Source organism: Psychrobacter sp. PL15 (assembly GCF_035984995.1).
GTDB lineage: Bacteria > Pseudomonadota > Gammaproteobacteria > Pseudomonadales > Moraxellaceae > Psychrobacter.
Genome location: NZ_JAXCIB010000018.1, coordinates 1 through 20,429, shown reverse-complemented (window position 1 = coordinate 20,429; position 20,429 = coordinate 1). Strand labels below are relative to the sequence as shown.

General features: G+C 43.1%; 18 protein-coding genes and 1 pseudogene. 12 read left to right on the top strand and 7 right to left on the bottom strand.

Annotated elements, in window-relative coordinates; all coding sequences use genetic code 11:
* Positions 1-19: 19 nt before the first annotated feature.
* Positions 20-1,282 carry a succinyldiaminopimelate transaminase gene (gene dapC, locus RCH20_RS11575; RefSeq protein ID WP_327193700.1) on the bottom strand — a complete coding sequence of 421 codons (1,263 nt, stop codon included), beginning with the start codon at positions 1,280-1,282 and terminating at the stop codon, positions 20-22.
* A gap of 208 nt (positions 1,283-1,490) precedes the next feature.
* On the opposite strand from dapC, the gene RCH20_RS11570 reads away from it, so the two are divergent.
* Positions 1,491-2,117 carry a hypothetical protein gene (locus tag RCH20_RS11570; RefSeq protein WP_209955269.1) on the top strand — a complete coding sequence of 209 codons (627 nt, stop codon included), beginning with the start codon at positions 1,491-1,493 and terminating at the stop codon, positions 2,115-2,117.
* 97 nt (positions 2,118-2,214) lie between these two features.
* On the opposite strand, the gene glnD is transcribed toward RCH20_RS11570, so the two are convergent.
* Complete coding sequence (gene glnD, locus RCH20_RS11565; protein ID WP_327193699.1) at positions 2,215-4,947, bottom strand: [protein-PII] uridylyltransferase; 2,733 nt, start codon at positions 4,945-4,947, stop codon at positions 2,215-2,217.
* Between the two features lie 317 nt (positions 4,948-5,264).
* Positions 5,265-6,071, bottom strand: a complete 807-nt coding sequence (gene map / locus RCH20_RS11560) for a type I methionyl aminopeptidase (protein ID WP_442793136.1) — start codon at positions 6,069-6,071, stop codon at positions 5,265-5,267.
* 297 nt (positions 6,072-6,368) lie between these two features.
* Here map and RCH20_RS11555 point away from each other — a divergent pair, with 297 nt between their 5' ends.
* The 6 genes from RCH20_RS11555 (at position 6,369) to RCH20_RS11530 (ending at position 9,702) form a co-directional block, all read left to right on the top strand.
* Positions 6,369-6,521, top strand: a complete 153-nt coding sequence (locus RCH20_RS11555; RefSeq protein ID WP_327193697.1) for a hypothetical protein — start codon at positions 6,369-6,371, stop codon at positions 6,519-6,521.
* Positions 6,522-6,809 carry an esterase/lipase family protein gene (locus tag RCH20_RS11550; RefSeq protein ID WP_327193696.1) on the top strand — a complete coding sequence of 96 codons (288 nt, stop codon included), beginning with the start codon at positions 6,522-6,524 and terminating at the stop codon, positions 6,807-6,809.
* Positions 6,810-7,377: 568 nt separating this feature from the next.
* Positions 7,378-7,866, top strand: a complete 489-nt coding sequence (locus RCH20_RS11545) for an META domain-containing protein (RefSeq protein WP_209955264.1) — start codon at positions 7,378-7,380, stop codon at positions 7,864-7,866.
* A 313-nt stretch (positions 7,867-8,179) separates the two neighbouring features.
* Positions 8,180-9,247, top strand: coding sequence for a Xaa-Pro aminopeptidase (locus RCH20_RS11540; protein WP_327193695.1), 1,068 nt, complete (start codon positions 8,180-8,182; stop codon positions 9,245-9,247).
* A gap of 77 nt (positions 9,248-9,324) precedes the next feature.
* Positions 9,325-9,495, top strand: a complete 171-nt coding sequence (locus RCH20_RS11535; protein WP_209955262.1) for a DUF2256 domain-containing protein — start codon at positions 9,325-9,327, stop codon at positions 9,493-9,495.
* A 45-nt stretch (positions 9,496-9,540) separates the two neighbouring features.
* Positions 9,541-9,702 (top strand): DUF2256 domain-containing protein, encoded by a 162-nt coding sequence (locus RCH20_RS11530; protein WP_209955260.1) that lies wholly within the window; start codon positions 9,541-9,543, stop codon positions 9,700-9,702.
* Positions 9,703-9,707: 5 nt separating this feature from the next.
* Here RCH20_RS11530 and RCH20_RS11525 read toward each other — a convergent pair whose 3' ends face one another.
* The gene (locus RCH20_RS11525; protein ID WP_327193694.1) at positions 9,708-10,592 is read right to left on the bottom strand and encodes a LysR family transcriptional regulator; all 885 of its coding nucleotides are present in this window, start codon (positions 10,590-10,592) and stop codon (positions 9,708-9,710) included.
* A gap of 148 nt (positions 10,593-10,740) precedes the next feature.
* Here RCH20_RS11525 and RCH20_RS11520 point away from each other — a divergent pair, with 148 nt between their 5' ends.
* From RCH20_RS11520 to RCH20_RS11515, 3 genes and pseudogenes are all read left to right on the top strand, one after another.
* Positions 10,741-11,883: an alkene reductase gene (locus RCH20_RS11520; protein WP_327193693.1), complete on the top strand. Its 1,143-nt coding sequence runs from the start codon at positions 10,741-10,743 to the stop codon at positions 11,881-11,883.
* A 111-nt stretch (positions 11,884-11,994) separates the two neighbouring features.
* Positions 11,995-12,081, top strand: a pseudogene (locus RCH20_RS12530) (DUF2256 domain-containing protein); the annotation flags it as partial.
* Between the two features lie 156 nt (positions 12,082-12,237).
* Positions 12,238-12,480, top strand: coding sequence for a hypothetical protein (locus RCH20_RS11515; RefSeq protein ID WP_327193692.1), 243 nt, complete (start codon positions 12,238-12,240; stop codon positions 12,478-12,480).
* A 75-nt stretch (positions 12,481-12,555) separates the two neighbouring features.
* On the opposite strand, the gene RCH20_RS11510 is transcribed toward RCH20_RS11515, so the two are convergent.
* Complete coding sequence (locus RCH20_RS11510) at positions 12,556-13,485, bottom strand: bile acid:sodium symporter family protein (RefSeq protein ID WP_327193691.1); 930 nt, start codon at positions 13,483-13,485, stop codon at positions 12,556-12,558.
* Between the two features lie 261 nt (positions 13,486-13,746).
* Positions 13,747-17,553, bottom strand: coding sequence for a methionine synthase (metH, locus tag RCH20_RS11505; RefSeq protein ID WP_327193690.1), 3,807 nt, complete (start codon positions 17,551-17,553; stop codon positions 13,747-13,749).
* A 616-nt stretch (positions 17,554-18,169) separates the two neighbouring features.
* On the opposite strand from metH, the gene RCH20_RS11500 reads away from it, so the two are divergent.
* Together RCH20_RS11500 and RCH20_RS11495 are read left to right on the top strand one after the other, a co-directional pair.
* Positions 18,170-18,742: a fasciclin domain-containing protein gene (locus RCH20_RS11500; RefSeq protein WP_327193689.1), complete on the top strand. Its 573-nt coding sequence runs from the start codon at positions 18,170-18,172 to the stop codon at positions 18,740-18,742.
* A 276-nt stretch (positions 18,743-19,018) separates the two neighbouring features.
* On the top strand, positions 19,019-19,630 hold the full coding sequence (locus RCH20_RS11495) for a fasciclin domain-containing protein (protein WP_209958736.1): 612 nt from the start codon (positions 19,019-19,021) through the stop codon (positions 19,628-19,630).
* A 278-nt stretch (positions 19,631-19,908) separates the two neighbouring features.
* Here the strand turns inward: RCH20_RS11495 and RCH20_RS11490 are convergent, their stop codons facing one another.
* Entirely contained in the window at positions 19,909-20,289 is a 381-nt protein-coding gene (locus RCH20_RS11490) for a hypothetical protein (RefSeq protein ID WP_327193688.1), read from the bottom strand.
* Between the last annotated feature and the right edge of the window lie 140 nt (positions 20,290-20,429).

Below are 20,429 nucleotides of genomic sequence, written 5' to 3'. Positions count from 1 at the left end.
TGGCCTTGAGGTTTTTAATTTAGGCGTTAAGCAGTTTACGGATGCGGCTAATAGCCTCGCGACTTTCCTCAACACTAGCAACTAAGGCAATACGGACATAGCCTTGTCCTGGGTTTTTGCCATTCACCTCACGCGATAAATAGCGTCCCGCTAATGCATGAATATTGGCTTGCTCATATAGCGCTTTGACGAAAATCTCATCATCGCAGTCAAACTGTTCAGGGACTTTTACCCAAAAATAAAATCCCGCTTCTGGCATCCGTAGCTGTAATAACCCACCAAGCTCGGCCATCCATAGTGCAAACTTTTCTTGATATAGCGCTCGGTTCTGTACCACATGCTTCTCATCCCGCCAGGCGACGATAGAGGCAAGCTGATGCGGTATCGGCATCGCACAGCCTTGATAGGTACGGTACTGTAAGTATGACTGCAAAATAGTGGCATCGCCAGCCACAAACCCTGAGCGTAGGCCAGGGAGGTTCGAGCGCTTTGATAAGGAGTGAAACACCACACAGTTTTTAAAACTGTTACGACCGAGAGTCGTGCAGGCTTGTAACAGGCCAATAGGCGCGGTGTCGAAATACAGCTCACTATAACATTCGTCACTAGCAATAATAAAACCATATTGGTCTGATAAACGAATGACCAACTCCCAATCATCCATCGTCATCATCGAGCCGGTGGGATTGTTCGGGCTACAGACAAACAACAGCTGCGTTCGCTCCCAAACTTCTCTTGGTACGGCCCGGTAATCACCTTTGAACACATTATCACGCGTACAGGGCACAAAGTACGGCGTTGCTTGTGCCAGTATCGCCGCGCCTTCATAAATTTGATAAAAAGGATTGGGCATCACGATAGTAGGATTGTGCTTAGCCGAGCCAGTCTGCGGATTTTCTGTACCTGCTTCTGTAATGTTCTCTTTATTGGCCTCCGTATCCTTATGATCAACTACTGCTTGCGCAAAGCTAAAAATTGCCTCACGCGTGCCCATTACTGGCAAAACTTCGGTATTGGCATCGACATGATGGAGAAAGAAGCGCTTCTCAAGCCAATGGGCAATGGTTTGACGCAGCTCAAAAATACCTTTGGTGGTTGGATAAAGACATATCTTGTCTAGATTTTCTTTTAGTTCGTCCAACACAAATGCTGGTGGCGCATGTTTTGGTTCGCCAATACCGAGCTTAATCTCAGAATAGTTAGCGGCGGGGCTGCTGCTGGCAAGCAAAGTGGCCATTTTTGCAAAGGGATAAGGGTGCAAGTGCGTTAGATTGTGGTTCATAGGCATAATAACTATAAGTTGTGATTCGTAAGTATGATATCTATAATAGACAAATAGTAATAAAATTATAAAGAAAAATTACATTAGAGCAGTTTAGCACTTCTTTAATTTTTTGTCTTATCGCTGATATCTTATAACAATCGATGTAAGGACCGCCATATAACTTGGTGGGCTAATAATGGAGCTACTGTAAGGATGCTTGACTGACATGCCCAAATTTTCCAATGATAATGCCCAGTACTCTGAGTTTTATGAGCAGCTAAAGCAGCGTGAGCAGCAATGGTGGCGAGCATGTCAGCGCTTTACTATGCTAAAAGAGCGGCAAATGTTTTGGTTTGGGGACAATAGCTTAATCATGTGGCTGCTATGGCAGTTTGTCAGTTTTGTGGTAGTGGCTATACTACTCATGTTAATGAGTAAACTACTAAATATATCAACACCCTTATGGCAATATATGGCCGTACTCGGGTTCCAGATAGTATTTTTTGTTGTTATGTTTAGCTTCAAAGATCAGCTGGCCAATCATCTCCAAAGCAATATCAATAACACTGACTTAGCGCGTGAACAAGCGCTAAACGAGATGGTGGTCTTAGCCAATGATAGTATTTTTCCTGATATTCATGCCCATACGCCGATCTCTTTACAGCATATTCATGACCGTTATGAGGCGCAATTACGTCTGGCGAGCTTGCAATGCCTATTGCAAAAAGAAGTCGATGCCGGACGGCTTTTACTAGGAAAAAATATAATAGAAGCGAGAGCTTTACCACCAGAGCTTGCCGACGATGAATTGACACCCTATGCCGGCGAGATGATCTACAAAAGCATGATCTAAGTGTTTTTAAGCAATACTCTTTAAGCCATGACCTCTATCAAGCCTGCTATCAAACTTTTCACTAAATCTTCCATTAAGCATTCCACTAAGCATTTCACTAAGCATAGGTACCATCGCTACGTATGCTAAGACTGGCCTTCAGAGCCGCATGTAATGTCTCAAGTTTGTGCGCAGATAGGGGTGCGTCGTTTTGATCACTGATATAAAACATATCTTCTGCGCGTTCGCCCAAGGTAGTAATACGGGCAGAGTGAACTTCAATTTTTTGTTGCAAGAACACCTGTCCTACTCGCGCTAGCAGTCCTGGCTGATCAAGCGTCTGCAAACTCATTATGTGCTGTTCTGACGCCTCATTAAACTCAAAGCTAATAATAGTCTCCACTTCAAAGTGTCTAAGCTGGCGCGGGATACGTTTTTGGGTAAGCTTAGGGGCAGTAGGGTTTTTAAAGGCATCAATCAGTTGCTGCTTAAGCTCTTGTTGACTGTTTTCATCGACTAATAGCGTGCCACTTCGATCTAGTAGCACGTAAGAGTCCAAGGCAAAATCACGGGTAGCGGTGATAATACGCGCATCTAAAACGTCCAAATTCATCTGATCAAATACGGCCATAGTTACGGCAAATAAGTTGACCTGATCTTGGGTGTAAATGAAGACCTGTACGGCATCAAGCGCCAGTTCTCGATGTTCACGCAGCACCACTAACGGTGCGCTATCAGCGTCAGAGGCACGACCAATAGGCGGATGATTCAAGATAGCCTCGGTATGCCATAAGATGTCCTCCACAATCTCCCGCAAAAAGTACTCATCGCCCAAATCATCCCATAATCTGAGCACTTCATCGCGATCCATGTGTTGATTATCAACATTGTCTAACATCACAAGCGCTTGTTTACGCGTGGCACTGATCATATCTTGCCGATTAGTCGGCGCATCAATATCAGCACGCAAAATACGCCGTGTCTGCGAATAAAGCTGCTTCATAAGGGTCGCCCGCCAGCTGTTCCAAAGTTGTGGATTGGTTGCGTTCATATCGGCGACTGTCAAAACATACAGATGATTGAGGTGAGTCACGTTACTCACTAAGTCAGCAAAAATAGTCACGACTTCAGGGTCGGAGATATCTTTTTTCTGGGCGGTCAGCGACATTAAGAGGTGATAGCGGGTTAGCCAGCCGACCAAGTTGGCGTCGGCTTTACTCATACCATGTGCAAGACAAAACTCAATCGACTCAGTTTCACCAAGCTGACTGTGATTGCCACCGCGACCCTTGGCAATATCATGGAACATCGCCGCTAATACTAAAATTTCTTTACGCTCAATACGCTGAAAAATTGCACTGACCAGCGGAAAGTCTTCATAAAAGCGTGGATCGGTAAAACGATGTAAAATTCGAATCAGAAACAGCGTATGCGCATCGACCGTATAACGATGAAATAAATCATATTGCATCAGACCAGTCACTTGCGCAAAGGCTGGGATATAGTTGCCTAGTACGCCATAGCGGTTCATAGCCCGTAGACGATGGAACAGATAGTTTTGTTCTTTTATATTGGCCAAAAATAACACTTGATGCTCAGGTTTATCACGATAAGTCTGATCGATACCGCGAGCTGCGATTTTTAGCGCACGTAGGGTTCGGGTACGGACATTCTTAATGCCGTATTGACCCATGAGTAAAAACATCTCTAAAATTGCTTCAGGATGCTGGGCAAAAATGCGGTGATGCGCCATCGCAATTTGGTCACCGATTTGATTGAAACGGGCATTCAGAGGACGTTTGCTCGGACGTTCATCATCAGGCAGATTCGGCTCTATAATGGTTTCATAGTAATGATTAATCAGCATCTCAGATAGCGTTGATATTTGCATCGCACAGCGATAGTAATCACGCATAAAACGCTCTACCGCGGCATTAGGCTGATCATCGGATCGAGTCTCGTAACCCATACGTTGAGCAATATCACGTTGATAATCAAACAACAGCTTATTTTCATTGCGGCCCGTTAGCTCATGCAAATAATGACGTATTTGCCATAAATAGCCTTCGGCAAAGTTCAGCTCATCAAACTCTTTTTCAGTCAAAAAGTCTTGTTGCACCAAGTCATAGAGCTTACCGATCCGAAAGTAACGCTTAGTCACCCAGCCGATGATATGAATATCACGTAGGCCACCAGGGGCGGTCTTAATGTTAGGCTCAAGATTATATTCTGTGGCATTGTGTTGCAGGTAACGCCCTTTAGCCTCTGCGATTTTGATGTCATAAAAATCACGCTGTGACCACTGCTTATTAACGATTTCGTCAGGAACGCTTTGTAAGCCCTCATTACCAATCAATAGCCTGGCCTCTAGCAAGCTACTAGCCGTTGTGTGATCGAGCGCGGCATCCAAGCAGTCCTCGACACTACGCACCGATAATGCCGGCTCAAGGCCAATATCCCATAACATAGCCACCAAGCGGTCAATCTTCGTGCTGACATCGCTATCGACTTCGTTAGGGGAGAGTAGCAAGATATCTATATCTGAATATAACGATAGCTCACCGCGACCATAGCCACCAGTAGCAAATAGTGCCAAATCGGTTTTATCAAGCTTAAACCACGAGAATAACGCGATTAGCAAGCCATCAATGGCACAGGCACGTGCGGCTACCAATTGACGAATACTAACGCCGCACTCAAGCTCTCGGCTGATATCCTCATTGATTTGCGTTAGCCATTCAGGAATACCCAGTAGCAAATTGTCTCTAGGAGTGTCTGCTACTGGTACATGAGCTAATAATAGTGGCGGTAGCGGAGCAAGATAAATGGAGGCGACATCGCAAGTGAACATGAGCGTTATCCAATTAATAATTTAAAATAAGAACAATAATAAGTGTAATAAAATCATAATAAGCGTAATAAAAAGTATAAAGGCAGAAAATAAGCAAGCGTAATGCTTACCTTACATAATAGGCCTATAGCAAAGCCAGTAGAATACTTTTATAGTAGTTTATTACAGAATTCATTCTGCTATGGCTACCAAAGCACCTCGATAGTATTTTTGATAACTATCAGTCAGGCTCTTTAAGGAATATTATTTAGGAAATATTACCAATCTTTCAATAAAATGGGCCAAAAAAAAGACCGCCTAAGCGATCTTCTATTATATTACTGAGTCAAAAAGCTTAAATCTTCTTCGGGGCGGGTAGTAAATACCTCACAGCCATTATCTGTTACGACCATGGTATGTTCCCACTGCGCTGACAGCTTACGGTCTTTAGTAATTGCCGTCCATTCGTCCGGTAGAATTTTGGTTTGCCATTTGCCTTCATTTATCATTGGCTCAATAGTAAAGGTCATACCAGTCTTCAGCTCGAAGCCTGTACCTTTTTTGCCGTAATGCATGACTTGGGGCTCGTGATGGAACTCATTGCTGATACCGTGACCACAGAACTCGCGTACGATACTGAAGCGTTCAGGCTCGACCACTTCTTGAATAGCGGCGCCGATGTCACCCAAGCGTGCACCATCCTTCACCACTTTCATACCCGCGTACAAGGCATCTTGTGCCACTTTACAAATGCGCTTGGCCATGATGGAGCCATTACCGACAATCCACATTTTTGAGGTGTCGCCATAGTAACCATCTTTAATGACCGTCACATCGATGTTGATAATGTCGCCGTCTTTAAGCAGTTTGTTTTCGGTAGGAATACCGTGACAGACCACATGGTTGACCGAAGTACAAATCGATTTAGGGAAGCCATTATAATTAAGCGGTGCTGGGATAGCGTGCTGCACATTAACGATATAATCATGGGCAATTTGATTCAACGCTTCAGTACTGATGCCCACTTTGACATGCTCGTCTAACATGACCAGTAGCTCGCTGGCAAGCTTGCCGGCGACACGCATTTTTTCTATCGCTTCGGGGGATTGGATTAGAGATTTTTTAGTCATCATTATCGTGCTTATAGTTATGGAATTTATGTGGTTGAATTATATCATAAATGCATAGATGACGGTTTTGACCTGATATACGGTCGCCAGCTACTATAAACACACCATTGGTTGCCTATAATGATTACCATAATGACTATATGGTCGTCCGAATAGTCGTCTGATTTTGTAGTAAGTTAACAGAACCTTGTTGAATATTACCAAGGATATTCGTAATGTATTCTAAGTTTCTCCATAATTCTAAGTTTACCCATAAATAGAGGCGTTTCTTTTGCATTTTTACCCACTGTTGGGGCTATTGGTGCCGGTATATTGCTGTTAACCCTGCAAACTATCTTTGCTCAAGCCGCACAATATTACAACTGTGCCAATGCCAACGGTTGCAAACTGGTCAGTAGCAAAAACCCCAGTTCAAATCATACCAAAACCTCTGCTATCAATAACAGTGAGATTCGTGGCGAGTAATTGCTGCAACAGGTTAGAACCATTGCTGCCATCTTAGGAAGTCCAAAAGTAAACTTATTTGGCCACAGTCAGGGCGGTATTGATATTCGCTATGTCGTTGGGGTGGCACCAGAATACGTCGCTTCTGCCACCGCAGTCTCAAGTCCAGAGCAAGGCTCAAAAACGGCAGATGCAGCTTTATTAGTATTTTCAAAAGGCAGTATAACCACTCGGGTTACGTTAGGTTTCTTTGAGCTCATTGGTGGTTTTACGGACGTCGGCTCAGAAATCAGTATTGCAAAAATATAGGAATAAGATGGTTGGCAATCGCTCGTAGCCTTGTCTACTGATGGTGCGTCCCAATTCAATGCCAAGTTTCCAGCAGCACTGCCTACAGAGTATTGTGGTCAACCCAATCCTAAAACCTTATACCGGGATCAGGTCAGTCATCTCAAAAAAGCAAATCTATAAAATAACTGTCTCGTAACATAAAATGATCGAGAGGTATTAATTAGAGAGGTATTACATAATAGTCTTCTACACTCCCTAATAATCAGTTAGCAGGTACCAGTAAAACTAGCAAGGGTTAGTAGCAAAACAACCCTACTTGAGAACAAACTCTGTCTGAAGCATATACATAAACTGTCATGACAGTCACATATTGTCACGGCATACTGGCCCCATTATTTAAGCCAGTAAAGTTTAATTAGTTAAGCTAAATAATAGTAAGTAATAATAGTAAGTTTTATTAAATAGTAGATATTAGGAAAATAAAAATACAGTCGATTCAATTTAAAAAAGTACCAGTACCATTTTTGATTTAACTATCGATTTAACTATCGATTTAACTATCGATTTAACTATTCCAGGAGTTTATATGAAAAACATGACTAAAATAATGATGGCAGCAACTCTGGCTGTAGGTACGCTAGCAGCCGGTTGCCAAACAACCCCAAGCGTTACTACCCCAGTTGCTCAGACGCTTACTAATGATGCGTTACAAGCTTATAACTGGCAGCTCGTTGAAGCCAAGCGTACTAATGGCGCTAAGGTTACCCAGCTATTCTTCGATCCAGCCAAGCCATTAATCCTAAACTTCATGAAGGTTAACGGCAATGATCGCGTTACTTTTATGAATACTTGTAATAACATAGGTGCTGAATACTCGATTGTTAACGGCAATGTTAAATTAAACAATGTACTTAGCACCATGATGGCCTGTCCTGAACCACAAGCCAGCTTTGATACCGCTACAATGGCAACCGTACAAGGTAAATATAGTATAAGTAAAAATGCGAATAATGTGCCTATGTTGATGATTGAAAATGCCAGTCAAGTTGCACAGTTCAAAGCAGTTTCTAAATAAGTGGTTATTAATAATTGCTTAGTCATAACTTTTTAGCTTAAATAATTTTATAACTATAAAAAAGCTAAATGGTTTATATATAAAAAATGCCTCACTATAATCTAGTGGGGCGTTTTTTATGGCGCAGAAGAATTAATAGGCAGTATCAATAAGTAGTATTAATAAATAGCCAATTAACCAATAAAAATTAAGTAAATTTTAGCGTATTGTTAGTGCAAAGCTGATAGATAATTGAGTTAAAATATGAGTAGTGTTGTTTATCATATATTATTCATATGTCTGCTTGTGGTCAAAATCAACTGAGTTTTACCTTATGACTAGTCCTACCATTCACCAGTGTCCTATCAATCAAAGCTCTATCAATCAAAGCTCTATCAATCAAAGCTCCATCCATCAGCGTCCAGTCAAGTACGGCTCGATCGATAGAGTGGTTGCTGTCACTACTATTGCTGCGGCCTTGAGTATTTTGAGTGCTTGCACCACCTTGCCAACCGCCATTAAACCCCATAATGCTAGTAGTAGCATGGCTAATAATCCGTTAACAGCGTCGATGCCAACCGTAGATCGTCAAGGTCGTATAGCTTATGTAGAAGAACAGGGTGTAGGTTCTGCTAAAATATCTACGCTTTATAGTATTCGTCCTGACGGCAGCGAGCGACAATTAATCGAGCAACTCAACGGATATATATATTCGCCAGCCTGGTCAACCGATGGACAGCTATTGGCCTATAGTAAGCAAGTGCCACGACAGTCGCCCAAAATTTATATTTATGATCGCAATAGCAACGCTTATAATCTAGTGGTAAACGTTAATGGTAGCAATTTATCTGCGTCATTTTCACCAGATGGACAAAAGCTGCTGTATAGTTCGACGGCTGGTGGCAATGCCGACATATATGAGATGCTTTTGAGCACTGGCGCCACCACGCAATTGACCACTTTACCAAGCACCGAAGTACAGCCAAGTTACGCTGCCGATGGGCAAAGCTTCGTATATACCAGTGATAAAGTCCGCGCTGGCCGTCCACGTATCTATCGTTATAACTTCGCGACTGGTAATGCTACTCAGATATCTACCAGTAGCTATGCAGCCAGTCCCCAGCTCAGTCTTGATGGCACACGTATGGGTTATCTGAACGGTCGTCAAGCAGCGGTGATGACCCTAACAACCGGACAAGTCGTCACTCTAGCAGAAACGGGTCTGGATGAACCAGCACGCCTATCACCAAGTGGTGGTTATGCCGTCTATCCAACCAAAAATGTGCAAGGCAGTGCCCAAAATGGTGGTAGTTTAGTTATACAGTCATTATCTGGCGGTACAAGTTATACTATCAGCAGTAAGGCAGGCGGAGTGGTTCGATCCCCAGTGTGGGGTCGTTAACTTTTAAGTTTTAAAATTAGTGTTAAGTCACTAATGTCCTAAATAATTTAGGTATTAAACAATTTAATGAGAAATATATGGCACAAAAAAAGAAAAATGTACGGAAAAAAGAATGTCCGGTTTGCCTCCGAGAGTTTAGCTGGAGTAAAAAGTTGGATAAAAACTGGGAGAGTATGGTCTATTGCTCAGATCAGTGTCGACGCGTGAAAAAATACGAAGGGCTAGATCATCAAAAAGAAGATAAATAGGCGTTAATAGTGAAGTAGAAATATACGGGAACAAGGAAGCAGACGATGGCACATAAAAAAGTAAACCTACCGCAAAAAATCTGCCCCGTCTGCCAGCGGCCCTTTAGCTGGCGCAAGAAGTGGGAAAAGGATTGGGAGCAGGTTATTTATTGCTCTGAGAAGTGTCGGCGGAGCAAGGCTCACGACGATAGAACAAGTAAGCACTAATATTTCTATAACTCTTGTAGTTGCTTAATTAACCAACTGTGAACGGGACTGTCGCTGGTACGTGGATGCCATGCTGCTATGACCTTGAATGTCGGTGGCAAGTCCTCCACTTCTAATTTTTTAACCTTACTACTGGGTAATAGTCGCGCAGGATAGAAGGCAATCATATCGGTGGTATGTAGGATATCGGGCACCGCCGAAAAGCTAGGAACCGACATAACAATATTTCGCTTAAGCCCTCTTGCTGCAAACCACTGATCGTGAGAGCCGCGCAGATTCGCACGCGAAGGGGATACCACCAGCTGTGGATGAGCGGCAATTTGCGCCAGTGTTAACGGCTCTTTTATAAATTCGTTGCCACAGCCGGTAATGCATAAATGCTGCTCTTCAAGCAAAGTCACATACGCTAAGTTATCAGGAATGAATTCTGGAAAGGTAATTAGCAGGTCAAGCTCACCTGCTGTAATAAGCTGATTAATATTGTCGGAGGCAAAGTCGCGTACTATTAATTTTAGACCGGGTGCTTTTCGGCGTGTAATATTAAACAGCTGTGGTAACAGTGCCTGTGTTGCGTAGTCGGTCGCACTAATCGTAAACACACCTTTATAGGTCTGCGGCGAAAACACATCAGGCTCTAACAGTGTTTCTAACTGCTTTAATATAAGGCTAATGGGCTGCTGCATCGATAGCGCTTTTGGCGTTGGCACCATGGTATTGCCTTGGCGAATAAATAAGCGATCATCAAATAAATCGCGCAACTTACGCAGCTGCTCACTAATGGCTTGTTGCGTTAGCCCCATTTTGCGTGCGACTTGCGAGAGGTTTTTTAGATCCAGCAGCGCGTGTAGCACTCTAAGCTGCTTGATATCGAGCCGATTAATACCATTCATAGTTGTATCTTAAACAAAAAACGGTTGTTTCTAATTGTACCTGTAAAACTCTATGCTTACCAATATTGCTTAAGTAACCAATCAAACCTCAAAACAGGTGACGTGGTTCAAATGATAAGCCCATTAGTTTGCTTTAAAAGAGAGTTTTATGACACAGCCTAATCTAGATACCAGCACTTTATTTTCATCTGTAAAACTTGGACCGTATACGCTCAAAAATCGTATTGTGATGCCAGCGTTGACACGCTCTCGCAGCACCCAACCTGACAATATTCCTAACGACTTGATGGCGAGCTACTATGCACAGCGCGCCTCAGCAGGGTTTATGGTAACCGAGGGCACACAGATTGAGCCAAGAGGTCAAGGCTACGCATGGACACCAGGTATACACTCACAAGCCCAAATTGAAGGCTGGAAAAAAACAACGCAAGCCGTACATGCAGCGGGCGGTATTATTTTTGCTCAGCTTTGGCACGTAGGCCGCGTGTCTCACACCAGCTTACAACCAAACGCAGCCCAACCTATCGGGCCTTCTGCTATAGCTGCTGATAATGTAAAAGTATTCATCGAAACAGGCCCAGGCGAAGGGGCTTTAGATGATCCAAGCGTACCACGTGCCCTTAGCACGGACGAGGTTGGCGAGCTAGTAAATATGTACGCCCAAGCAGCACGTAATGCATTAGAAGCTGGCTTTGATGGTGTAGAACTTCATTGTGCTAATGGTTACTTAGTGAATCAGTTTATCTCTGAGCACAGTAATACACGTGATGACCAATATGGAGGTTCGCTGACCAATCGTCTGCGCTTCTTAAAAGAGATCGTCGTAGCTGTCAGTGACGTCGTTGGTGCTGATCGTCTGGGTGTGCGGTTTGCGCCTTTATTTGCCAGTACCAATGAGACCCGCGTGTATTTAGGTTTAGTAGAATCAGACCCTCACCACACTTATGTTGAAGCGGTCAAAGTGCTCGAACAAGCGGGCATTGCTTACTTATCTATTGCTGAAGCCGATTGGGATAATGCTCCTGATTTACCGGAGTCATTTTATCAAGCGGTCAGAGCAGAGTTTTCAGGACGTATTATCTATGCAGGTAAATATACTGTAGAGAAGTCAGTCAATATGTTATCCAAAGATTATGGTGATTTATTTGCCTTTGGTCGTCCTTTTCTTGCTAATCCCGACTTACCTGAGCGCATAGCCAATAACTGGCCACTCAATGAGGCCGACCCTGCCACTATGTATGGCGGCACTGACATTGGTTATAGTGATTACCCTTATTACCAAAATAGTTAAAAAGTAAAAGTAATTAAAAAAATAAGGCCATTCGTGGCCTTATTTTTTTGTTTATGCCCTTAGCCTTTTTATGTATTTTAAGATATTTTAGATGAGTTATGACAATACAGCTGGCGCAAGAAGTGGGAAAAGGACTGGGAGCCGGTTATTTATTGTTCTGAGCGGTGTCGGCGGGGGAAGGACAAAGTTGATAACTAAGTTGAGATTAAGGCAAAAAAAGACCGGTATTTTTTAACGAGGGATAATCGAAAAATAGAAGTAGTGATGCTGCTGCCAGTAATTATGGTTAGTGATAAAATTATAAAAAATATAAACTTGACGAATTGAGTCGTTTTTAAAGTATTAAGACAAATTATGAGTAAACATTTTGAACAGTCAAGCTTTCGAGAACAGCTTATTGAACATTTATTTATCAGTGAAATGCTTAAACTATCGTGGAAAAAAGGTGATTGTCAGCTTGAAGTAATGAAACCCGAAGTTGATAGTGCTGGCTGTGATATTGTTCTTGAACATAGCAATATCATTCGTCATATTCAGCTCAAATCTTCAGAACTAGGCGGTAAAACATCAAGACAGAACATTTTACGCTCAGCATAACTCTCTAGCTGAGCAGTCCTGGTTTTACCTATCTTGAAGCGCATACCTCTGAGAAGTAATTGTTAGAGTTATTGATTATTTAGCATCTTTTTTGGCACAAATATTAGCCACTAGTGCGCCACTAAAGTTATGCCAAACGCTAAATATGGCACTTGGCAGCGCTGCGACAGGGTTAAAGTAAGTAGCGGCCAGTGCAGCCCCAAGTCCAGAGTTCTGCATGCCTACTTCAATCATGATGGCCCGTCGCTGCATTGCAGTAAAGCCAAAGAATAGGGCGAGCAAATACCCTAAGCTGTAACCGATTAGATTGTGTAATGCCACGACTACAAAGACCAGAGCACCGCTATCTAAAATGGTGGCCTTAGAAACAGCAACTACTGCAGCGATAATAATTGAGATACCCAATACTGAGATTATGGGCAATACACTGATAGCAGATTCAATTTTATTGCCAAGAAATTTATGGACGACGATACCTAATAATATAGGCAGGATAACTATTTTGATAATGGTTATCATCATGCTGGCTAGATCAATATCAATCAATTGACCGGCAAAAATCTCTAACAGGATAGGGGTCAAAAACGGTGCAAGTAGAGTAGATATGGAGGTAATGGCCACACTAAGAGCCACATCGCCTTTGGCTAAAAAGGTGATAACGTTACTAGAAGTGCCGCCTGGGCAACAGCCAACTAAAATAACCCCTACCGCTATTAATGGATCAAGCTGAAATACTACTGTCAATAAATAGGCTATTAACGGCATAAGCGTGAATTGTGCTAATAGACCTATCAGTACCGGTTTTGGCCGCTTTATAATCTCTAGAAAGTCTGTGGTTTTTAGGGTCATACCCATACCAAACATGATAATGCCCAGTATTGGAACGATAAGAAATGCTAATGAGGCAAATAATTCAGGAAAGATAAACCCTAAAACTGCGCTGAGTAACGCCCAAATGGCAAAGGTTTTGCCAATCCAGCTCGAAAGTGCTGCAATTTTATTCAAAATCCTTCTCGCAAAAATAATAAAGTAGCTGATAAGCTAACATGTATTTTGATTAAAACTAATAAAAGTATTTTCTTATCTGCACAACAATAAGTTGTCTCATCGCTACGACAAAGATATTAAAAAATCACTGCTGAGATTACGCGTCTAAAATAATTTGGCACACAAAAAATTTGGCGCACGAGTTTTAGTTTTCGTACGCCAAAAAAACATCAATAAAACCTTAGTAAATTAGCTGAATGCGATAGCTTAATTAATAATCTACATATTCGGGTTCAACCACTTCTCAGCGGTTTTCATGTCCCAGCCTTTACGGTCAGCGTAACTCTCTACCTGATCCATACTAATCTTACCGACGTTGAAGTAAACACTTTCAGGATGCGAGTAATAAAACCCGCTGACCGAAGATGCAGGCCACATCGCGTAGCTTTCGGTCAAGGTCGTACCGATCGCATCGACTGTGCCAAGCCAATCGAACAGTTTGCCTTTTTCAGTATGTTCAGGACAGGCCGGGTAGCCAGGCGCAGGGCGGATACCGACGTATTTTTCTTTGATTAGCTCCGCATTACTCAAGCCTTCCTCAGGCAAATAACCCCAATAGTCTGTACGAATCAGCTTATGCAAATGCTCAGCAAAGGCTTCGGCCAAGCGATCAGACAAGGCTTGTACCATGATGGCGTTGTAATCATCACCGTTGGTTTTATACGCTTCAGCGACTGTTTCGGTACCTGCTATCGAAACGGTGAAGCCGCCAATATAATCAGTACGATCAGTTGATGGTGAGATAAAATCTGCTAGGCTATAGTTGGGTGTGCCACTGGCTTTGTCGCTTTGTTGACGTAGATGCTCAAATTGATAGGTTGCTGTGTCGCTATGCATGTCGTGCATGTCATCGTGGTCATAGACGCTAACCGTATCCGCACCAGTACGACGTGCTGGCGCAATTTTAAACACGGCTTTGGCAACGACTAATTTTTCGTCAATCATTTTTCTGAGCATGTCTTCGGCATTGTCAAACAAGTCGCGTGCGGCTTCACCAACTACCTCATCTTGTAATATCTGAGGATATTTACCGGCCAGTCCCCAGGAGATAAAGAACGGAGTCCAGTCAATATAGGGGACTAGATTATCTATTGGATAATCATCAAATATCACTTGCCCTAAATGATTAGGAGTAGGGGGCACATAGTTGTCCCAGTCGTGCTGAAAGCCAATTTCGATTGATTCGGCATAAGACAGTTTCGCGGCTTTCGGTTGGCGTTTTGCTAAGCGTTCGCGTACTTTAATGTACTCTGCACGAGTGTCATCAATTAATGCTTGGCGGTTTTCTTTTGATAGTAGCTTGGTGACTACGCCGACTGCACGCGAGGCATCAGACACATAGATGACCCCGTCGTTCTGATATTGCGGTTCAACTTTGACTGCGGTATGCGCTTTGGAAGTGGTTGCGCCACCAATCATCAGTGGTAAGGTCATGCCGCGTTCTTGCATTTGCTTGGCAACATAAACCATCTCATCGAGACTGGGAGTAATTAAGCCTGACAATCCAATGATATCGACTTTTTCAGCGATGGCAGTATCGAGGATTTTATCACAGGGTACCATTACGCCAAGATCGACAATATCATAGCCATTACAGCCGAGCACCACACCGACGATGTTTTTACCGATATCATGGACGTCGCCTTTGACGGTCGCCATCAGGATTTTACCCTTGGTTTCTCCTTCGACTTTTTCTGCTTCAATGTACGGATTAAGCCAGGCGACTGACTGCTTCATCACTCGTGCAGATTTGACCACTTGTGGTAAGAACATTTTACCGGCACCAAATAAATCGCCAACAATGTTCATACCGTCCATGAGCGGCCCTTCGATGACCTCAAGCGGACGCGGATATTTCTCCCAGGCTTCTTTGGTATCCGCTTCAATAAAGGTGGTGACACCTTTGACTAAAGCATGGGCAATACGTTCTTCAACCGTACCTTCACGCCAAGTCATATCAACGGTGCTGTCTTTTTTCTTACCACCAAAGCTGTAGTTTTCGGCAGCAGTCATTAATCTTTCGGTGGCGTCCTGTCCTGTTTCGCCTTGATTGCGGTTGAACATGACATCTTCGATGGCGTCGCGGGCCTCCCTAGGAATGTCATCATACAGCTCCAACATGGCGGGGTTAACGATACCCATCGTTAGGCCATTTTGTATCGTGTGATAGAGGAATACTGAGTTGATGGCTTCACGGATAGGGTTGCCACGGAAGCTGAACGACACGTTTGATACGCCGCCTGACACCATGGCATTGGGCAAGTTATCGGTAATCCAGCGTGTGGCATTAACAAAGTCAGCACCATAATTGTTATGGTCGGTAATACCGGTGGCAACCGCAAAAACGTTAGGATCAAAGATAATATCCTCAGAAGGAAAGCCTACTTCATTGACCAATACGTCATAGCTACGCTTACAAATCTGAGTTTTACGCTCGTAAGTGTCGGCTTGTCCGTCTTCATCAAAGGCCATGACGATGACCGCCGCCCCGTAGCGCATACATAACTTGGCGCGCTCAACAAACTCAGAATGTCCTTCTTTTAAGGAGATGGAGTTGACGATGGATTTGCCTTGGGTACGCTTCAAGCCTTCTTCGATAATGTCCCATTTAGACGAATCCAGCATCAAGGGCACCCGGCTGATATCGGGTTCACCAGAGACTAGGTTAACGAAGTGAATCATCGCTTGCTTAGAATCTAGCATCCCTTCGTCCATATTAATATCGACGATTTGCGCCCCACCATCGACTTGATCACGAGCCACATCGAGGGCTTCATTATAGGCTTCGGTTTTAATCAAACGTAAGAACTTCTTAGAGCCGGTCACGTTAGTACGCTCACCAACGTTGACGAACAGGCTATCAGAAGTAATGTTAAAGGGTTCAAGTCCAGATAAACGGCAGGCCGGTGGAATTTCAGGAATGACGCGTGGCGCAAAGTCAGCGACCATGTTAGCAATTTGGCGGATATGCTCAGGCGTGGTGCCACAACAGCCACCGACAATATTTAAAATACCGGCCTTTGCAAAGCCTTTGAGCAGCGCTGTGGTTTCTTCTGGGGTTTCGTCGTATTCGCCAAACTCATTGGGCAAGCCCGCGTTTGGATGTGCGGACACATACATATTGGCAATATTTGATAGCGTCTGAATATGAGGTCTTAGTGCGTCGGCACCTAATGCACAGTTAAAGCCAACGGAAAGTGGCTTGGCATGGCGAACAGAGTTATAAAAGGCTTCAGCTGTTTGCCCTGATAGTGTACGACCGGACGCATCAGTAATGGTACCTGATATCATAATTGGTAACTCAAAGCCGATATCATCGAACACACCGGTTACTGCAAAAATAGCTGCCTTCGCGTTTAGGGTATCAAAGACTGTTTCGATCAAGATGATATCAACCCCGCCTTCCATTAACGCTAATGTCGCCTCGCGATAATTAAGTACCAAGCGATCAAAGGTAATATTACGGAACGCGGGATCGTTGACATCAGGTGACAGCGAACAGGTACGCGATGTGGGCCCTAAGACCCCAGCGACAAACCGCGGCTTCTCTGGGGTCTTAGCATTAAATTCGTCAGCAGCTTCGCGAGCAATTCTCGCTGCGGCCTTATTTAGTTCAGGGACCAGATATTCCATATCATAGTCGGCCATCGATAGACGTGTACCGTTAAAGCTGTTGGTCTCAATAATGTCTGCACCAGCGTCAAGGTGGGCAAGATGAATCTCTTTCACCATGTGCGGCTGTGACAGCACCAATAAGTCGTTATTTCCTCGCACATCTTGGCTGATATTGGCAAAACGCTCGCCGCGATAATCGGCTTCCTCAAGCTTATAGTTCTGAATATGAGTACCCATCGCGCCATCTAACATCAAAATTCTTGATGCCATTTGTTCAGTAATACGCGCTCTTACTGTTAGCTGTTGCGCTTTATATGGAAATACCGCTGGTGGGATCAGGATAAAATCGTCGCCCGGCAGCGTGGCGGTAGTAGGGGTGTTATCAGCTTGAGAAGAGGTTGTCGAGGTCATAGGAACACTACTTATATTGTCAATTTTATGAAATAGGAGTGAAAGCGGAAAGATTACAAATTAAAGAAAGAAAAGGGCCAAATCGTTGGTATTTTAGCATGAAAAAGGCGGTGCTCGCGCTCACGTGATTATTCATCTTGAGCAATTAAGAGGCACGATAAATAACAATTATAAATATGAGTGGTCAACTTGCCAGCAAACGGCAATTAATGCACTAGCTCTAGCTAACACTCTCAAAAAATTCAAAGACATTACCATGCTAATATCAGGGCCAACATCAAGGATACTATGGGTTAACAACTATCAAATACTTAATACTCGTACAATAATTTTCAATAACAAAATAAAACTCATAGTTTTGTTTCAAAAGTAGACAAAACTTACACAGGTATTACAAAAAGTAGCATAAACGCAGGTAGTTAAGGTTACTTTATATGTTAATTTAAGTTGATAAGGGACTGCATTTAGTAAGTGCTACTAATTAATTATTAATGGCAAACTATTAGCCAATAATTATGAATATCGATTATAAATGACTGACCTTGGAACAGAACATGCTAAACGGTAAGAACTTAACAAGATAAGTAGCACATACTCAATTATTAAGGATAACACTATGACATTCACTAAAATTGCTGCTATAGGTACATTAGCTGTATCAGCACTTGCTCTTAGCGCTTGTAATAATATGATGCCACAGAAAGATAGTGGTATGAGCGCTCAGGCTATGGCAAATGCTTCCGTGAACACTGAAGGCATGGCAAGAATGAACATCGTACAAGTTGCTCAAAGCAACCCTGATTTCTCAGTGTTGGTTGAGGCGGTACAAGCTGCTGGTCTAGGCGGAATGTTATCTGATCCTAAAGGTAACTACACGGTCTTTGCACCAACCAATGACGCCTTTGTGCAGCTATTACAAGAAAGTAACATGACTAAGGCGCAATTGTTTGCTAATAAACCACTACTCACTAAAGTTTTAGGTTATCATGTGATTGATGGTAAATCGCCAATCTACGCCAAAAGCGTAATGGCGGGCAATCTCATGACGGCTAGCAAGGACACGCTAACAGTTACTGCTGATGGCAAACTGATGGACGAGACAGGCCGTACTGCGGTTCTTCTTAAAACAGATATTGCTGCCAACAATGGTGTAGTGCATGTCATTGACAAAGTACTCATGCCTAAATAAACTAGCTTCAAATCTTTAAAGGTAGCGAATATTTACAATACGCTGATTACAAAACTGCCAATATTGGATATAGTATATTCATGTTGGCTTTACTATTTTTCAGCTCAATGTAAATGTTTGGTAATAAAATAACGACTGTCAGCTCCTAACGCCAGATCATTGACAGTTGGTTTTTATTAACACTTACTTTTGCCCATTTCCAAGAAATTTCGTCAGTCGAACAAGACTGTTACTCACTAAATAAGTAATCCACTTAATATCCATAAGGGTACACCTATGTTAAAAAAGACTTTATTACCTCTAGCTATCGCCATGGCCGCATTATCACTAGCAGCCTGTAGTGACAAAGAAGCTGCTGCACCTGCTGATGCGCCTGTAGCTGAAGAAGCTATGGTCGAAGCTGATCCAATGACTGAAGCTGAGCCAATGGCGGAAGACGCTGCTATGGCTGGTGATATGGTTGCTACGCAAAGTATCGCTGAAATGGCAGCTGGCAACGAAAATCTAACGATCTTAACCGCAGCACTACAGGCCGCTGGTCTGGATACTATGATGATGGATGCTGGCGAATACACTGTATTTGCACCTACTGACGATGCATTTGCTGCCTTGTTGACCAAGCTTGGTGTCACCAAAGAAGAGCTATTAGCGGATACAGAGTTGCTAAAAACTGTTCTTCCGTATCATGTAGTTCCTATGGTAGTTAAAGCGGCTGACATTCCTTACGGCTCTGAGATTGAGACTGTAAACGGTCAAAAATTCACTATCAGTGATGCTAATGTCATCACCGACGCTAGCGGTAACACGGCTAATATCGTTGCTACAGATATGATGGCAACTAATGGTGTCGTTCATGTTATTGATAACGTATTACTACCAACTATGTAGTTGGTAAAGCATTACTAGCACAGTAAGCGTAATACAATAAAACTTAAGTAAATCACAGTATGCAAAAGCTCAGCCATTAGCGCTGGGCTTTTTTGTGAGCGAAGATTATCGATGAGTAAAATATATCAGTCTATATTTTAAGTCTGCTACAAAGAAGCCCGTGGCTCATAGCCACGGGCTTCTTTGTTTTAATCACTTACTCAGTATACTTTCACGGGCAGCTGCCTACAGCGTTCAGCAATCAGCTACGATCACCAGGCGCGACTGATTACTGGTTGTTACAGTGATGACAAATTCGCATACTCTGAGCCTTTAGACAGTACATAACGCTTGCTGGTTTCACCATCAGTCAAAAACCCACCAAAGGTCTGAGACACTGCACTGAACAAAATAATACTGACTGAAGTTAAAGCCTCTTCGGCCAGTTCTTCAGTATGTAATAACTCTTTAGCTTTAGCGACACTGATAACAGCACAGCTTTCGTTCGGACTGAGGCGTGGTTTAGTGGCTTCATTATAGTTTTTATAACAAAAAGCGATCGATACATACTCATCAGACCCCGCCAGCTCAGCAAGATAGGCCTTGTCGATAGTTCTTTCGGCCTCAACACAGCTTACAGCCGGCTGCTTCTTTAGAGGCTGTAGCCGCTTACTGTGCACGATATGGATGAAGGTTTCTTGTTGTGGGTTTATTTTGGTTTTAGATTTCCTAGATTAACACACCAAGTGCAACGCTAAATGATGTTATAGAATACCTGATTTGGTGTTTTGAATCCCAATCGTTTTCTTGGTCTGCTATT

Excerpts from the sequence above, each read along its gene's own strand:
- RCH20_RS11545 (WP_209955264.1), top strand. The coding sequence starts at position 7,378 with ATGAAAAACATGACTAAAATAATGATGGCAGCAACTCTGGCTGTAGGT.
- RCH20_RS11530 (WP_209955260.1), top strand. The coding sequence starts at position 9,541 with ATGGCACATAAAAAAGTAAACCTACCGCAAAAAATCTGCCCCGTCTGC.
- RCH20_RS11570 (WP_209955269.1), top strand. The coding sequence starts at position 1,491 with ATGCCCAAATTTTCCAATGATAATGCCCAGTACTCTGAGTTTTATGAG.
- RCH20_RS11495 (WP_209958736.1), top strand. The coding sequence starts at position 19,019 with ATGTTAAAAAAGACTTTATTACCTCTAGCTATCGCCATGGCCGCATTA.
- RCH20_RS11515 (WP_327193692.1), top strand. The coding sequence starts at position 12,238 with ATGAGTAAACATTTTGAACAGTCAAGCTTTCGAGAACAGCTTATTGAA.
- RCH20_RS11540 (WP_327193695.1), top strand. The coding sequence starts at position 8,180 with ATGACTAGTCCTACCATTCACCAGTGTCCTATCAATCAAAGCTCTATC.
- dapC (WP_327193700.1), bottom strand. The coding sequence starts at position 1,282 with ATGAACCACAATCTAACGCACTTGCACCCTTATCCCTTTGCAAAAATG.
- RCH20_RS11520 (WP_327193693.1), top strand. The coding sequence starts at position 10,741 with ATGACACAGCCTAATCTAGATACCAGCACTTTATTTTCATCTGTAAAA.
- RCH20_RS11535 (WP_209955262.1), top strand. The coding sequence starts at position 9,325 with ATGGCACAAAAAAAGAAAAATGTACGGAAAAAAGAATGTCCGGTTTGC.
- glnD (WP_327193699.1), bottom strand. The coding sequence starts at position 4,947 with ATGTTCACTTGCGATGTCGCCTCCATTTATCTTGCTCCGCTACCGCCA.
- RCH20_RS11525 (WP_327193694.1), bottom strand. The coding sequence starts at position 10,592 with ATGAATGGTATTAATCGGCTCGATATCAAGCAGCTTAGAGTGCTACAC.
- metH (WP_327193690.1), bottom strand. The coding sequence starts at position 17,553 with ATGACCTCGACAACCTCTTCTCAAGCTGATAACACCCCTACTACCGCC.
- RCH20_RS11500 (WP_327193689.1), top strand. The coding sequence starts at position 18,170 with ATGACATTCACTAAAATTGCTGCTATAGGTACATTAGCTGTATCAGCA.